Raw genomic sequence first — 15,118 nt, forward strand, 5'->3', positions numbered from 1 at the left:
GCCCAACCTATCGGCATAACCCCGCTGGATTTGCGCAAAAATGACCTATGTCATAGAAGTATACGCGCGAAACCCGCATATTGAGATGAAACCAAGCGAGAAACCCGCATGACATTGGACGAAACAGATAGCCGCCTGCTGGAAGCCCTGCAAAAGGATGCGCATCTAACGGCACAGGAGTTGGGCGAACGTTTGCACCTGTCGCCCTCGCAGGCCGGGCGCAGACGTCAACGGCTTGAGAGCGAAGGATATATCGAAGGTTACCGTGCCAAGCTGAACCCGATCCGGTTGGGGTTGGCGGTTCAAGGTTTTATCCAAGTACATCTTGGCACCCACGGGCCGGACCATTCGGCCAGCTTTGCGCGGCTTTTGGCCACCCGGCCCGAGATCGTGAGCGCCTGGACCATGACCGGGGATGCGGATTACCTTTTGCGGGTTTATTGCACAGACCTGTCCAGCCTTAACCGGTTGATACATGATGTATTGCTGCCCCATGGCGCTGTTGCGAAAGTGCATAGTCAGATCGTTATGGACCAACTAAAGCATGACGGACCCCTGCCCACTTAACGCCCCCTAGCCGGCGAACCACCGGCCCTATGAAAGAAGACATCCCATGGAAGGTTTCCTGTTCCAAGCCACGATCTATTTGGCCGCTGCGGTTATTGCGGTGCCCATTGCCTCGCGGTTGGGGCTTGGATCGGTGCTGGGCTATCTGGCGGCGGGTATTCTGATTGGGCCTGCCTTGGGCCTTGTCGGGTCCGAGACCAAGGACCTTCAGCATTTCGCGGAATTCGGCGTGGTTATGATGCTGTTTCTGATCGGGCTTGAGCTGGAACCCCGTGCCCTGTGGAACATGCGGCATCGCTTGTTGGGGCTTGGTGGCTTGCAGGTACTAATCTCTGCAGCCGCACTTATGGGCATCGCCATGGCCTATGACCAACCCCTGGGCGTAGCAATTGCGATCGGTCTGACGCTGTCGCTGTCATCGACCGCGATCGTGCTGCAAACCCTGTCGGAAAAGGGGTTGATGCAAACCGCCGGGGGGCGGTCTGTGTTTTCTGTCCTGCTCACACAAGACATCGCCGTGATCCCGATCCTTGCCTTTCTACCGCTCTTGGTCACGAAAATGGCGGCTGAGGTTTTGCCTGACGGGTCTATCTCAATCGCGGGGAATGATCATGCTGCGTCGGCTGCAGGCCATGGCGGCGGCGAACATGTGGGCCAAGGGGCCGAGGTCGCCTATGCCGCGATCTCGCTTATTCAAGGGTTGCCCGGCTGGGGCATCACCCTTGTGACCATCGGTGCCATCGCGGGCATCATCATCACGGGCGTGTTTTTCACCCGACCCGTGTTCCGCTTTATCCACGCCGCCAAACTGCGCGAGATGTATACCGCCCTTGCCCTGCTGATCGTCGTCGGGATTTCGTTTCTGATGGAGCTTGTCGGCCTGTCCCCCGCATTGGGCGCATTTTTGGCGGGCGTGGTTCTGGCCAGTAGCGAATTCCGCCACGAGCTGGAAACCGACCTTGAACCATTCAAAGGGCTGCTGCTGGGGCTGTTCTTTATCACTGTCGGTGCGGGCATCAACTTTGAGCTGCTGTATGCAGACACGGTGATTATCATGGGCATGGCCCTGCTGGTGATCATCGTCAAAGGCGTAATTTTGTTTGGCCTGGGCAGCTTGTTCCAACTGCGCGGGCGCGACAGGTGGTTGCTGGCCTTGGGTCTGGCGCAGGCGGGTGAGTTTGGCTTTGTGTTGGTCAGCTTCTCGGTTGCGACCGGCGTGATGCCCAACGACGTTGCAGAGGTTCTGCTGCTGGTGGTCGCCCTGTCGATGCTGATCACACCGCTGTTGTTCATTCTATACGATCAGATCAGCAAACGGTTTGACACCAAGGCCGGCCCCATCGTCGCCGATGAGATTGACGAACAAGGCACTGTTATCATCGCAGGCGTCGGCCGGTTCGGTCAGATCGTGAACCGTTTGGTTCAGGCGTCGGGCTTTCGCACCGTGGTGCTGGACCACAACCCCGAGACTATCGCCGTCATGCGCCGCTTTGGGTTCAAGGCGTTCTTGGGTGATCCGACGCGCCCCGACATCCTGCGCAAGGCCGGTCTGCGTGATGCCAAGGTGCTGGTGGTGGCGTTGGACGATCCCAAATCAGCGCTTCAGCTGATTGCTTATGCTCGCAAGGAATGCCCCGATCTGCATATCGTCTCCCGCGCCCATGACCGCACGGATGTGTACCTTCAGTATCAGGCAGGGGCCAATGACATCGTGCGCGAGATGTTCGACAGCTCGCTGCGTGCGGGGCGCTATGTGTTGGAAAATCTGGGCCTGTCCGATTACGAGGCCGCCGAGGCGCAGCGCATGTTCTATAGCCATGACCGTGCATCGGTGCGTGAACTGGCAGCGCTATGGCGGCCCGGTGTTCCACCGAGCGAGAACAAGGCCTATGTCAGCCGCGCGAAAGAACTGCAAAAGGATCTCGAGACCGCGTTCATGAACCGGATCGAGGAAGAGGAAAAGAAACAGGCCTAGCGCCAGACACGTAAAAGCCGCGGCTAGGGAAACCTGCCGCGGCTTTATCTAGTGCTTGATCGGGTCGCTTAGGCGGCGGCGACGCGGCTTTCCAGCACGTCACCGATTTGCTTGGCAGCGGCCAATTCATCGCCACCGGCAACGGCAGACACTTCGCGTGTCAGACGCTCAAGTGCCGCTTCATAAAGTTGACGCTCGGAATAGCTTTGCTCACGTTGATCATCGGTGCGGTGCAGGTCGCGCACGACCTCGGCAATGGCAATCAGATCGCCCGAGTTGATCTTTTGCTCGTATTCCTGCGCCCGGCGCGACCACATGGCACGCTTCACCTTGGCTTTACCCTTGAGGGTTTTCATCGCGTGGGTGATGGTGTCCGGGCTGCTTAGCGCGCGCATCCCGATCTCGATCGCCTTGTGGGTTGGCACGCGCAACGTCATCTTGTCTTTTACAAAGGCAATCACGAAAAGTTCCAGCGTGATGCCCGCGACTTCCTGCTCTTCGACCGATACGATTTGCCCGACGCCATGCGCAGGGTAGACGACGAATTCGTTGGGGCGGAAATCTAGCTTTTTCGACTTGCTCATAAACATGGCTCCTTGGTCGCGGGACATAACCCGCAGGGGTAGATTGTCTTTTCACAAAGACAAAAGCTGCCCGGCCCGAAAAGACCGACAGCTAAGATTCATAACTTCAGAATTACAATTTCAACCGCAGCGAAGAGGTTGAGAGATGGTAAAGATGTAAGTTCATTGGAGAGAATATACCACAAAAACGGCCCTACCGAAAGCGATGGCAAGGCAGTTCTTGATCAAATTATCGCGCCGTAGGGGTATTTTACGTCAATTAACTGACAAATTCACCCACCAATGGCGCGTCTTGCGAATCGCTTAACCGCCCTCGCCCGGCACCTCAGAGAAGTATTTCTCAAGCTTGCCCTCTTCACCGTCGCGTTCCTCTGCCTCGGGCAGCGGATCTTTCTTGGTGATGATGACCGGCCACAGTTCGGAATACTTGCGGTTAAATTCGACCCATTTTTCCATATCCGGCTCTGTATCGGGGCGGATCGCATCGGCCGGGCATTCAGGTTCACAAACGCCGCAATCGATGCATTCATCGGGATGGATGACCAACATGTTCTCGCCCTCATAGAAACAATCCACGGGGCATACCTCGACGCAGTCGGTATATTTGCACGCAATGCAGGCGTCGTTAACGATATAGGTCATAGGGTCATCTTTTATAACGGATTTGGCGCATTGCTAAATCAGCGCAGCACATCATTCAAGATGGCGCGCCCGAGAAAGATCAAGCACACGCCTATCCCGCTTACTGGGGCGACCTTTTCCCTCAAAAGCTGGATTTTCAGGCGGTTTTTTCTCGGACTTGGGCGCAGGTGGGGACAGATCGGTATAAAGTTCCTGCGCCTCGGGGGCTGGCCCGCGCCGCGCGCCGATCCCGTCGATCTGTATCACACGAATGTCATCGCCCATCGCAAAGGTTAAAACGTCACCGGGCACAATGATCGTTGCCCGTTTTTGCGCGATACTCCCGTTCACCCGGACGGCACCCGCTTGCACGCGTGCCGCCGCCAGTGATCGTGTTTTAAAGAACCGCGCATGCCACAGCCATTTATCCAGCCGCAGCTTTGTGGCCGCTTCAGACAATTACTTGTTCTTGAGACCCATCAGGGCCGCAGCAAAGGGATTGTCGGGATCGATAGGCTTTTCCGCCTTGGGGGGACGTGCGCTAAAGTTTTGCGATTTATTGCCGCCTTTATCACCGCGCGGGCCACCTTTCTTCCCACGTTGGGCTGGTTTGCCCTTACCTTGTGGACGATCACCACCACCACGTCGCGCATTTTGATTGGCGCGGGGGGCACGGCCCCATGTGAAGATATAGAACACCTCGGTCTCGGCCCCGGCAAGGGATGCGTCGGGCGCAGTACCCTGCGGCGTTTCGCCTTTTGCCGTATCGCCGGTGTGGTCAGACACCTCGGTGCTTTCGGCTTCTTCCGAGATCATCGGCGCGATGCCTTCGTCGATCATGCCAGCTGTTTCGGGCACAATATCAGCAGGTTGTGCGGGTTCTGGATCAGCAACGATGCCGCCTGCGGGTTGTTCAGCGGCAATGTCCATAACGGGCGTGTCCGCATTTTCATCGGTACTGGCCGCAAACGGGGAATCGTCATGCGGCATCACCGTATCAACGGGTTTAACCTTGGTACGCTCAGCCTTTTCGGCCTTGTAGCCCAACCCTTCCATAAGGGCCGCGAACTGTTCAAGCGTCATGCCTGTGATCGACAGCATGTCAGCCTTGGCCTCGAACCCGCCGCGAGAATCCTCGGACCGCAGCATATCTGCCAGACGCTCAAGCATATCGATGCGGATCGCCCGCGTACCAGCGTTGCGGTAGCCCGACATGGTATCGGCACCCGCAGGGGCACCGGCATCAACCGGGATCGTCACCAAGCCGGGTGGTGGCGATTCAGGAAATTCTTGCAGGCCTTTCGACAGCGACCACAGTACCAGACGCAGGCGCGTCGGCGCGGGCTTCAGCAGCGCCTGCATGAAGATGGTGAACTGACCAAAGCGAATGCCGTGCTTGCGCAGGGCGCCGCGTGCGTCTTGGTCCAGCGCCTTCACATCGTCGGCGATGTCAGCACGTGGAATAATCCCAAGGTTTTCAACCATGCGGAACGCAAAACCACGGGCAAGACCCGTCAGCGCCTCGTCCTTGGACAAGGCGACCAGCGGCTCGAACAGTGCCGCGACCTTGCGATCAATAAAGTGCTGCAAACGCCGTTGCACTTTTTGTGCAACCTCGGGGCCCGCGACATCGTCGACGAAAACCTCGATCCCGGGTTTCAGCGCGTCAGGGCCAGCAACCAGCTTGCCCACAGCCGCACTGCCCCACATCAGGCCGCCCTGCTCTGTGAAATCAATCTCGGTATCGGGTGCATTGTAAAAACGGTCTGCACGCAAATGGAATTGCGGGGCCAAAGCCTGCAATGACGCGGTTTTGATCGTTTTGTCTTCCGCGACGCCAGCGCCTTTGTCTTGCCGGAAGCGGAACCCGTCCAACTTGCCTACAAATTCGCCTTCAACGGTTACTTCACCGGTCTCGTTTACTTCGGCCACCATGGCTTCCTTCTGTCCTAGTCGGCGCAAAAGCACGGATGTGCGCCGATCTACAAATCTTTGGGTCAAACGCTCGTGCAGCGCGTCCGACAGTCTGTCTTCTACGACACGCGCTTCGTCTCGCCAATGGTTTTCGTCACCCGTCCACCCTTTGCGTTGGGTGACATAGGTCCATGTGCGGATAAAGGCCAGTCGCTTGGACAACGCATCAATGTCGCCATCGGTTCGATCTATGCGCTGAATTTGTCGCGCAATCCAATCATCCGGTAAAGAACCACGCTGATGAAGGTAGTTAAAAATCACCTCAAGCAGGCTCGCATGCTCTGCGTGGCTTATACCACGAAAGTCGGGAATCCGGCAAACATCCCACAACAGCTTGACCGACGGCCCGTCCGTGCAGCGCGCCATAACCTCGGCATCCTCGCCCAGCGTTTTCAGCGCCCGCAGATCGTCGGCCTCGCGCGCTTTGAACAGACGCTCGTTATCCGGCGACATCTCAAGCGTCTTGATCAACCGGTCAATCGACCCGAACTGAAGCGACGGGTTGCGCCAGTTGATTTTGTTTTGCGGGGTAAAGTTGTGATCCATGATGGCTTGGGCCACGCCGTCCTCTAACGGGGGCGCATCACCGGTCACGCCAAATGTCCCGCTCTTGAACCCGCGCCCTGCCCGCCCGGCAATCTGCGCCAGCTCATTGGGGGCCAAGGGGCGCATGCGGCGACCGTCAAATTTGCTCAGCGCTGAAAAGGCCACGTGATCGACATCAAGGTTTAGCCCCATGCCGATGGCGTCTGTGGCCACCAGATAATCAACCTCACCGTTTTGATACATCTCGACCTGCGCGTTGCGCGTGCGCGGGCTAAGCGCGCCCATAACCACCGCGGCACCACCCTTTTGACGGCGGATCAGCTCAGCTATCGCATATACATTCTCAACCGAAAATCCGACTATTGCACTGCGTGGGCGCATTCTACTTATCTTTTTCTGACCTACATAGGTCAATTCGGACATGCGCTCGCGTTTAATGAATTGCGCCTTGGGGACCAGCGCCGCGATGGTCCCACGCATGGTGTCAGACCCCATAAACAGCGTTTCGTGCAGGCCGCGCGACCGCAACAGACGGTCGGTAAAGACATGCCCCCGCTCCGGATCGGCGCAGAGCTGGATTTCATCTACCGCAACCAAGTCCGCACCCATACCTTCGGGCATCGCCTCGACGGTACAGACCCAATATTGCGTGCGCGGCGGCACGATCCGCTCCTCGCCAGTGACCAACGCCACCACAGACGGGCCGCGTAACGCTACGATCCGATCATAGACCTCGCGCGCAAGCAGCCGCAGCGGCAAACCGATGATCCCCGTGCGATGCGCCAGCATCCGTTCAATGGCATATGTCGTTTTGCCCGTGTTGGTCGGGCCTAAAACGGCCACGACCCTACCTTCGCCTGTCACCAGAATATTCCCGACGTGTTAAACTGTGCGCCCGATGCCGTCGCGCCGAAGCCCGTCCAGCGCCTTTTGCGCGTTTTCATGGTGAGGGTTAATCTCTAACACCCGGCGATACAATTGCGCGGCGGACCGCAGGTTACCAAACTCTTGCAAGATCGCGCCCAACCCGAAAATCGCATCATATTGCAACGGGTTAAACGTCAAAGTTGATTCTAGATCGTCAATCGCCGGGCCATATAGATCAGCATGAAAATAGGCCTGTGCCCGCAGATGATAGCCTTCGGCGAACTCTGGTGCGTGGTCGGTCAGGGCAGTGAAATGTTCAATCGCCAGTTTCGTATCCCCGGCGCGCAGGGCCTCGCTCCCCCGCTTGAGCAGCAAGTCCATCGTCGCCGATCCGGACCGCAGCCATGCCGCCTGAACGTCACGCTCGATTCGTGCGGCCTCTTCGGCAGGTGCGCTGCGCAGTTTTTCCAGCAATTCATCCACTTGTGACGGGGCGGATTGCGCAAAACATGTACCTGCGAGCAACACCAACAAACCAAGTGCCGCTACGGTATGTTTGAGGTTGACGATGTGATTGACCATAACAATGTTGAATGTAACAGGCTGCCGCCACTTTTCCAGATGTGACGGCTCCATTTGCCAAAAAAGGGCCCACTATGAGTGATATTTTGAACGAAGCGGTAACCGTATTGAATGAAAAGCTGGCAGGCGCTGATTTTGACGGCACAGCAAAATTCGACATCGAAGGCGAAGGCTGCGTGATGATGGACGACGCCGGCGCGCGCGCCGCAGACGAGCCAGCAGACGTTACCCTGTCGGCCGACGCGGAAACCTTTCAGGCTATCCTGTCCGGCGACACAAACCCAACCGGCGCATTCATGAGCGGCAAGCTCAAGATCGACGGCGACATGGGTATGGCCATGAAACTGGCATCTGTACTGGCCTAATGAATCTGGCTTCCGCACCGCTATTTACCGACATCCATCCGGGGCCGGACACCGGCGTGGCCCATTGGGTCGACACCTCTGATGGTAAGCGCGTGCGGATTGCACATTGGCCTGCCGAAGGGGCAAGGGGCACTGTCCTCTTGTTCCCCGGCAGGACCGAATACATTGAAAAATATGGCGTAACGGCTGCCGAGTTCGCTAAACGCGGGTTGGCTGTGATTACGATTGACTGGCGCGGTCAGGGGCTGGCGGATCGCATGTTGCCCGACCGGCGTATCGGATATGTCGACGTATTTTCTGATTATCAAAAAGACGTCGCCGCCCTGATGCGCGCGGCACGCGGGCTGCAATTGCCGCGCCCGTTCTTTTTGCTTGCCCATTCGATGGGTGGCTGCATCGGCCTGCGCGCCGTGATGGAAGGGCTGTCCGTACAAGCGGCTGCCTTTACCGCCCCCATGTGGGGCATCCGGATTGCCCCGCATTTGCGCCCGATCGCCACTGTTTTGTCGCATCTGATGCCGAAAATCGGCCAGGGGCATCGTCTGCCGATGGGAACGTCCCTAAATCCTTACGTCGCGGACGCGCCATTTGACGACAACATGCTTACCACTGACGAAGAGATGTACGATATGATGCGTGACCAGCTTATCGCGCATCCGGATTTGTCTTTGGGCGGTCCCAGTTATGTCTGGCTGCGCGAGGCACTGGCCGAGACCAAACATCTATCGCTCCGCGCCGCACCCAGCCTGCCCTGCATAACGTTTCTTGGATCAAATGAACGGATCGTCCACATCGGGCGGATCAAGGAACGCATGGAAAACTGGAAAAACGGTCAGTTGCAGATGGTCCAAGGGGCCGAGCATGAGATTTTGATGGAAACACCGGCACTGCGTGACGCGGCAATCGATGACATTGCGCGGCTTTTCCTTGGCAATGCAAAAGATTAAAATTCATGTGCTACATGATCTTTGTACGCTATTACATTGATCCGTAACAGATTTGAAAATCCAACAATCGTTTCATCCGCCTGCCCCCTGTTCAAAACCCAAGACGCCGCTATCTGTCTTGCATGACCAAAAAACCGGTTCTTAGCTTTACCGAAAACGGGATCTACTGCGCGGCAGGGGATTTCTATATTGATCCGTGGCGGCCCGTGGACCGCGCGCTGATCACGCACGGGCATTCCGACCACGCGCGGTGGGGCATGGGCCTCTATCTGGCCACCCATGCTGCCCTGCCCGTCATGCGTCACCGTTTGGGCGACATCACAGCCGAGGGGATAGCCTATGGCGAAACGCGGCGGATCGGCGGTGCTGACGTGTCATTTCACCCTGCCGGTCATGTGCCCGGATCGGCCCAGATCAGGGTCGAAGTAGACGGCGAGGTCTGGGTCGCATCGGGGGACTATAAAGTTGTCGATGACGGCCTATCCGAAGCATTCAACCCCATAAAATGTCATCATTTCATCACTGAAAGCACCTTTGGCCTGCCGGTGTTCCATTGGGCCGATCAATCCAGCGTAGCTGCCGAGATCAACAGTTGGTGGGCGGCCTGCGCGGCCGAGGGGAAAACCGCATTCCTCGGCGCATATGCGTTGGGCAAGGCTCAGCGGTTGCTCACCATGCTGGACCCTGAAATTGGCCCGATCCTGACCCATACGGCGACGGAAAACACCAATCAGGTCATGCGCGACCAAGGGATCAAGCTGCCCGATACGATATTGGCAAATGCGGACCTAAAGCCCAAGGATCACCCCGGCGCAATCGTGCTGGCACCGCCATCAGCATTGGGCAGCGCATGGGCCAAGAAATTCGGCCCGCAAGAGACCGCATTTGCCAGCGGCTGGATGGCCATTCGTGGTGTCCGGCGGCGACGTGCGGGTGATCGGGGCTTTGTCATATCGGACCATGCAGATTGGGACGGTTTGCTGTCAGCAATCAAACAAACAGAAGCTGAAAATATATACGTCACGCATGGTTATACGGACATCTTCAGCCGATACTTGAATATTAACGGTTGGAACGCGCAGGTGGTGCCGACGCAGTTCGAAGGGGAAAGCCTGGACAAGGATGCCAGCGAATGAAGCGCTTTGCCCAACTGTTCAACACCATCGACCAAAGCACCAAGACGAACGTTAAGGTCGCAGCCCTTGCCGCATATTTTCAGGACGCGCCCGATACCGACCGGCTGTGGACCATCGCGCTGTTTTCCGGACGGCGGCCAAAACGGGCCGTGACCACGACCAAGCTGCGCGAATGGGCGGCTGAGCGCGCAAATATCCCGCTGTGGCTGTTCGAGGAAAGCTATTCCATCGTCGGTGATTTGGCCGAAACCATCGCGCTCGTCCTGCCGCCAAACACCAGCCAAGACACGCGCAGCCTATCGCAATGGATCGCCGCCCTGCGCGAGGTCTATACCCAAGACGAAGACGCGCGCAAAGCCTTCGTTCTATCCGCATGGGACCAGCTTGGCGGGACAGAGCGGTTTATCTTTAACAAACTGATTACAGGCGGTTTTCGGGTCGGTATCAGCCAAAAACTGATGACCCGCGCCTTGGCCCGTGCCACCCAAAAACCCGAGGCCGAGCTAGCACATCGGCTGATGGGGAACTGGCACCCAGATGATACCACGTGGCACACGCTGGTCATCGCCGAAGATGCCTCTGCAGACGCGTCGCGGCCCTATCCGTTTTATCTGGCCTACGGGCTTGAGGATACGCCGCACGCCCTTGGCGACACATCAGATTGGCGCGCCGAGTGGAAATGGGACGGTATTCGCGGCCAATTGATCCTGCGCGACAGCCAGTATTTCGTCTGGTCTCGTGGTGAAGAGTTGATGACCGATCGTTTTCCAGAGCTGGCGCGCGCCGTGGACTATCTGCCTGATGGCACCGTGCTGGATGGTGAACTATTGGTCTGGCCATTCGGTCAACCGACCCCATCATCGTTCAACGCGCTTCAATCCCGCATTGGCCGCAAAACCGTGCCGAAAAAGCTGCTGACCGAGGCCCCAGTGGTGCTGCACGCCTATGACGTGCTGGAATGGCAAGGTCAGGACATGCGCAACACGCCCTTTGCCGCGCGGCGGGCACTGTTGGAAGACGCCTGTGCAACCCTGCCACCCGAGGCCCCGGTGCGCCTGTCGCCACAGCTGAATTTCACGACTTGGGATGATCTGGCCACGTTCCGCGCCAACGCCCGCACGGCCCAAGCCGAAGGGCTGATGCTCAAACGTGCCGACAGCCCCTATCTGGCCGGGCGCAAAAAGGGCGATTGGTGGAAATGGAAACTGGACCCGCTGACGATTGATGCGGTGATGATCTATGCCCAATCGGGGTCTGGCCGCCGCGCCAATCTGTTTACCGATTTCACCTTCGCGGTCTGGAACGGCAACGATTTGGTCCCGTTTACCAAGGCCTATAGCGGGCTGACCGATGCGGAATTTCGCCAAATTACAGCGTGGGTGCGGAAAAATACCCTCGAACGGTTCGGCCCTGTGCGCAAAGTCACGCCGCATCACGTCTTTGAAATCGCGTTCGAGGGCATCCAGCGCAGCCCGCGCCATAAATCCGGCGTCGCCCTGCGGTTTCCCCGCATGCTGCGCTGGCGGCAGGACAAACCCCTGCAAGAGGCGAACACATTGGCCGATCTGGAAGAGTTATTGCGCATTTACGGCTAATCGCTGGCCTGCCCCGCTTGCTTTGACGCGGTGGCGCGCCTAGGTACTTTAGACGTTAAAAAGAGGTATATGATGTTCCAACTCCCCTTCCCCGTCCGTGATGCAAATGCTGGTGCTGGCACCTCTCCTTTCGGGGACCTGCCAGAATGGAATCTTGATGATCTGTATACCGGTGAAAACGCGCCCGAGCTTAAGCGTGATCTGGATTGGTTGGAGGAAGCCTGCCGCAGCTTTGCCGCTGATTATGAAGGCAAGCTGGCAGATCTAGACGCCGCGGGTTTTCTGGACTGCGTGCTGCGCAACGAAAAAATCAATCAGATCGCCGGGCGCATCATGTCCTTTGCCGGCCTGCGCTATTATCAGTTGACCACGGATGCAGGGCGGGCCAAATTCATGTCCGACATGCAGGAAAGCATCACGAACTTCACCACACCGCTGGTGTTTTTCACGCTGGAACTGAACCGTCTGGAAGATGATCATCTGGGCAAGCTCTTGGCCCAGAATGCTGATCTTGCACGCTATAAGCCGGTGTTTGACCGCATCCGTGCGATGAAAGATCACCAGCTGAGCGATGAGCTGGAGAAATTCCTGCATGATCTGGGCGTTGTAGGGGACGCTTGGGAACGTCTGTTTGATGAAACCATTGCGGGTCTGGAATTCGAGGTCGACGGCGAGCCGCTGAACATCGAAGGGGTGCTGAACCTGCTGACCGATCCCGGTCGGGAGATTCGCGAAGCCGCCGCGCGCGAGCTGGCAGATGTGTTTCAAAGCAATATCAAAACCTTTGCACGGGTTCACAACACCCAAGCCAAGGAAAAAGAGGTCATCGACCGCTGGCGCGGCATGCCAACCCCGCAAACCGGCCGCCACCTGAGCAACGACGTGGAGCCCGAGGTTGTCGAGGCCCTACGCAACGCCGTCGTCAACGCGTATCCCAAGCTGAGCCACCGCTATTACGAGCTGAAGCGCAAATGGTTGGGGCTGGACGTGATGCAGGTCTGGGACCGCAACGCACCACTGCCGATGGAAGACCCCAAAATTGTGGATTGGGACCGCGCCCAAAGCATGGTGATGGATGCCTATAACGCGTTTGATCCGCGCATGGGCGAAATCGCCAAACCGTTCTTTACCGATGGCTGGATCGATGCGGGCGTAAAGCCGGGCAAAGCGCCCGGTGCCTTTGCCCACCCGACCGTGACCAATGTGCACCCTTATGTGATGCTGAACTATCTTGGCAAACCGCGTGATGTGATGACGCTAGCGCATGAGTTGGGCCACGGTGTACATCAGGTTCTCGCCGCCGGTCAGGGCGAAATGCTGTCGTCGACGCCGTTGACGCTGGCCGAAACCGCGTCGGTGTTTGGCGAAATGCTGACCTTCCGCAAGATGCTGGACAACGCAAAGACCAAAACCGAGCGCAAAGTTTTGCTGGCAGGCAAGGTCGAGGATATGATCAACACGGTCGTCCGCCAGATCGCGTTCTATGATTTCGAGTGCAAGCTGCACGACGCGCGCCGTGGTGGGGAGCTGACCCCCGATGACATCAACGCGCTGTGGATGTCCGTCCAAGCCGAAAGCCTTGGGCCTGCATTCGAGTTTATGGACGGCTATGAGACCTTTTGGGCCTATATCCCCCACTTCGTTCATTCGCCGTTCTATGTCTATGCCTATGCCTTTGGCGACGGGTTGGTGAACGCGCTTTATGCCGTTTATGCCGAAGGCAAACCTGGGTTCGAGGACAAGTATTTTGATATGCTGAAAGCCGGTGGATCGAAGCATCACAAAGAGCTGTTGGCCCCGTTTGGGCTCGATGCATCGGACCCCGCGTTCTGGGACAAGGGTCTTTCGATGATTTCCGGCTTCATCGATGAATTGGAAGCGATGGAAGACTAGGCAGATGCGCCGCTGAAGAGAAGAATGCCTTCGGCGAGGATTTTTTGCCATTTGGAATTGAAGACGTGAAGTATTGAACGGGCCTTTGAATATTCAGAAGCCCGTTTTTTCGTTTTACTTTAGCTGGCTGTCTTTGCTGCCCCGGCGATTGATACCGCCGCGTGTTTCGGGACGGTTGTCGCGTTCATTCACGCAGTCGATGCAGAGTTTGACACCGGGCAGCGCGGCGCGGCGCGCTTCGGGGATTGGTTCTTCGCATTCGGCGCAGTGGGTGCGGCTTTCGCCCTGCGGCAGCTTGCGCGCCTTGAGGCGGGCCAGCTCGTCGTTGATCGACGCCTCGATCTGTTCGCTTACTGCGCCGTCTTTTGCCCAACCTCCGGCCATTTTACGCTTCCTCTCGGGTTATCTGGGCCTAGCGTGCTGCATAGGCCATATCGATCATTTCTTGTGTGCCTTTGCTAAATTCGAGCGGGCACGGATAGGCAGCGCCTGTCGTGACCGAGCGGCCAAAGGCTTCGACCTGTTCAATATAATGATTTGTGCCGGGGAAACGTTCCGTGGTGGTTGTATTCTTTTCCGTCTCAAGGTGCAGCTCGGCCTGAGAATGAACGGTTGGATTGAACGGACAGCTTAGACGCAAGACGCCTTTTTCACCGTGAACGACGATTTCTTGGCGCGGAAACATGCGCATGGAAACCGTTGCGGAATAGCCAAAACCGTCAAACTCTGCGGCGACTTGGGCAAAGACATCAACGCCGTTTTCATAGTCAATTTTTGCATAAGGGATCGAAAGCGGTTCCTGCCCTGTCAAAAACCGCACGGAGCCAAAGGTGTAGATGCCGATGTCGGGCAACCCGCCGCCGCCTGCCTCGGGTTTGTTGCGGATGTTGTCCATATCCCCGTTGTAAAACGAGAATGTCGCGCCGACATGGCGCACGCGGCCGATGGTGCCAGAGGCGATGATATCACGGGCGCGGATCATTTGCGGGTGGTGGACGATCATAAACGCCTCGGCCGCGAGCAGACCTGACGCATCGCGTGCGGCGATTAGGCGATCGAATTCCGACGCCTGCATCGTCATCGGTTTTTCGCAGAGCACATGCTTTCCGGCCTCAAGCGCCTTGAGGGTCCATTCAACATGCAGGTGATTGGGCAGCGGGATATAGACCGCGTCGATTTCCGGATCAGCCAGCAATGCGCTATAATCGGGATAGACCTTAATATCCGGCGCGAAAGTTTTGAAACGCTCGGCTTTTTCGGTGCTGGAGGTGGCGAGCCCCGCAAGACGTGCGCCCCGCGCGGCATGGATCGCGGGACCCATATGTTCGTAGGCAAAGTTTGCCGCGCCGATGATGCCCCAGTTCAATGTTTTCATGTCCAGCCTCCTGTTTTGGTGCAGTTTAGGCAGGATCGGCAGACAAGACGAGGGGGAATGAGAAACCCCCGCAATAGCCGGGCTATGCGGG

Annotated in this window: 14 protein-coding genes; 7 read left to right on the forward strand and 7 right to left on the reverse strand. The window is 57.4% G+C overall.

The window, feature by feature from the left end:
• Positions 1–108 precede the first annotated feature (108 nt).
• Positions 109–567: an Lrp/AsnC family transcriptional regulator gene (locus WNY39_RS05430; protein ID WP_341234205.1), complete on the forward strand. Its 459-nt coding sequence runs from the start codon at positions 109–111 to the stop codon at positions 565–567.
• Between the two features lie 46 nt (positions 568–613).
• Positions 614–2,542 (forward strand): cation:proton antiporter, encoded by a 1,929-nt coding sequence (locus WNY39_RS05435; protein WP_342844653.1) that lies wholly within the window; start codon positions 614–616, stop codon positions 2,540–2,542.
• A 68-nt stretch (positions 2,543–2,610) separates the two neighbouring features.
• Here the strand turns inward: WNY39_RS05435 and WNY39_RS05440 are convergent, their stop codons facing one another.
• From WNY39_RS05440 to WNY39_RS05460, 5 genes are all read right to left on the reverse strand, one after another.
• Positions 2,611–3,126 carry a CarD family transcriptional regulator gene (locus WNY39_RS05440; RefSeq protein WP_176249559.1) on the reverse strand — a complete coding sequence of 172 codons (516 nt, stop codon included), beginning with the start codon at positions 3,124–3,126 and terminating at the stop codon, positions 2,611–2,613.
• A gap of 303 nt (positions 3,127–3,429) precedes the next feature.
• The gene (gene fdxA / locus WNY39_RS05445; RefSeq protein ID WP_341234203.1) at positions 3,430–3,768 is read right to left on the reverse strand and encodes a ferredoxin FdxA; all 339 of its coding nucleotides are present in this window, start codon (positions 3,766–3,768) and stop codon (positions 3,430–3,432) included.
• Positions 3,769–3,819: 51 nt separating this feature from the next.
• A complete protein-coding gene (locus WNY39_RS05450) occupies positions 3,820–4,206 on the reverse strand; it encodes an RNA-binding S4 domain-containing protein (RefSeq protein WP_342844654.1) in 387 nt (128 codons plus the stop codon).
• Positions 4,207–7,131: a helicase-related protein gene (locus tag WNY39_RS05455; protein WP_342844655.1), complete on the reverse strand. Its 2,925-nt coding sequence runs from the start codon at positions 7,129–7,131 to the stop codon at positions 4,207–4,209.
• A gap of 18 nt (positions 7,132–7,149) precedes the next feature.
• On the reverse strand, positions 7,150–7,716 hold the full coding sequence (locus tag WNY39_RS05460) for a tetratricopeptide repeat protein (protein WP_342844656.1): 567 nt from the start codon (positions 7,714–7,716) through the stop codon (positions 7,150–7,152).
• Positions 7,717–7,790: 74 nt separating this feature from the next.
• Here WNY39_RS05460 and WNY39_RS05465 point away from each other — a divergent pair, with 74 nt between their 5' ends.
• From WNY39_RS05465 to WNY39_RS05485, 5 genes are all read left to right on the forward strand, one after another.
• Positions 7,791–8,081 (forward strand): SCP2 sterol-binding domain-containing protein, encoded by a 291-nt coding sequence (locus tag WNY39_RS05465; protein WP_342844657.1) that lies wholly within the window; start codon positions 7,791–7,793, stop codon positions 8,079–8,081.
• On the forward strand, positions 8,081–9,028 hold the full coding sequence (locus WNY39_RS05470; protein WP_342844658.1) for an alpha/beta hydrolase: 948 nt from the start codon (positions 8,081–8,083) through the stop codon (positions 9,026–9,028). The genes WNY39_RS05465 and WNY39_RS05470 overlap by 1 nt, the downstream gene beginning before the upstream one ends.
• 122 nt (positions 9,029–9,150) lie before the next feature.
• Entirely contained in the window at positions 9,151–10,164 is a 1,014-nt protein-coding gene (locus tag WNY39_RS05475; RefSeq protein WP_342844659.1) for a ligase-associated DNA damage response exonuclease, read from the forward strand.
• Positions 10,161–11,759 carry an ATP-dependent DNA ligase gene (locus WNY39_RS05480; RefSeq protein WP_342844660.1) on the forward strand — a complete coding sequence of 533 codons (1,599 nt, stop codon included), beginning with the start codon at positions 10,161–10,163 and terminating at the stop codon, positions 11,757–11,759. The genes WNY39_RS05475 and WNY39_RS05480 overlap by 4 nt, the downstream gene beginning before the upstream one ends.
• A 72-nt stretch (positions 11,760–11,831) precedes the next feature.
• Complete coding sequence (locus WNY39_RS05485; RefSeq protein WP_342844661.1) at positions 11,832–13,652, forward strand: M3 family oligoendopeptidase; 1,821 nt, start codon at positions 11,832–11,834, stop codon at positions 13,650–13,652.
• Positions 13,653–13,766: 114 nt separating this feature from the next.
• On the opposite strand, the gene WNY39_RS05490 is transcribed toward WNY39_RS05485, so the two are convergent.
• Together WNY39_RS05490 and WNY39_RS05495 are read right to left on the reverse strand one after the other, a co-directional pair.
• Entirely contained in the window at positions 13,767–14,036 is a 270-nt protein-coding gene (locus tag WNY39_RS05490) for a DksA/TraR family C4-type zinc finger protein (RefSeq protein WP_093915784.1), read from the reverse strand.
• Positions 14,037–14,064: 28 nt separating this feature from the next.
• Positions 14,065–15,027 (reverse strand): Gfo/Idh/MocA family oxidoreductase, encoded by a 963-nt coding sequence (locus tag WNY39_RS05495; RefSeq protein WP_342844662.1) that lies wholly within the window; start codon positions 15,025–15,027, stop codon positions 14,065–14,067.
• Positions 15,028–15,118 lie beyond the last annotated feature (91 nt).

It is taken from the genome of Sulfitobacter sp. AS59 (assembly GCF_038899995.1).
Lineage (GTDB): Bacteria > Pseudomonadota > Alphaproteobacteria > Rhodobacterales > Rhodobacteraceae > Sulfitobacter.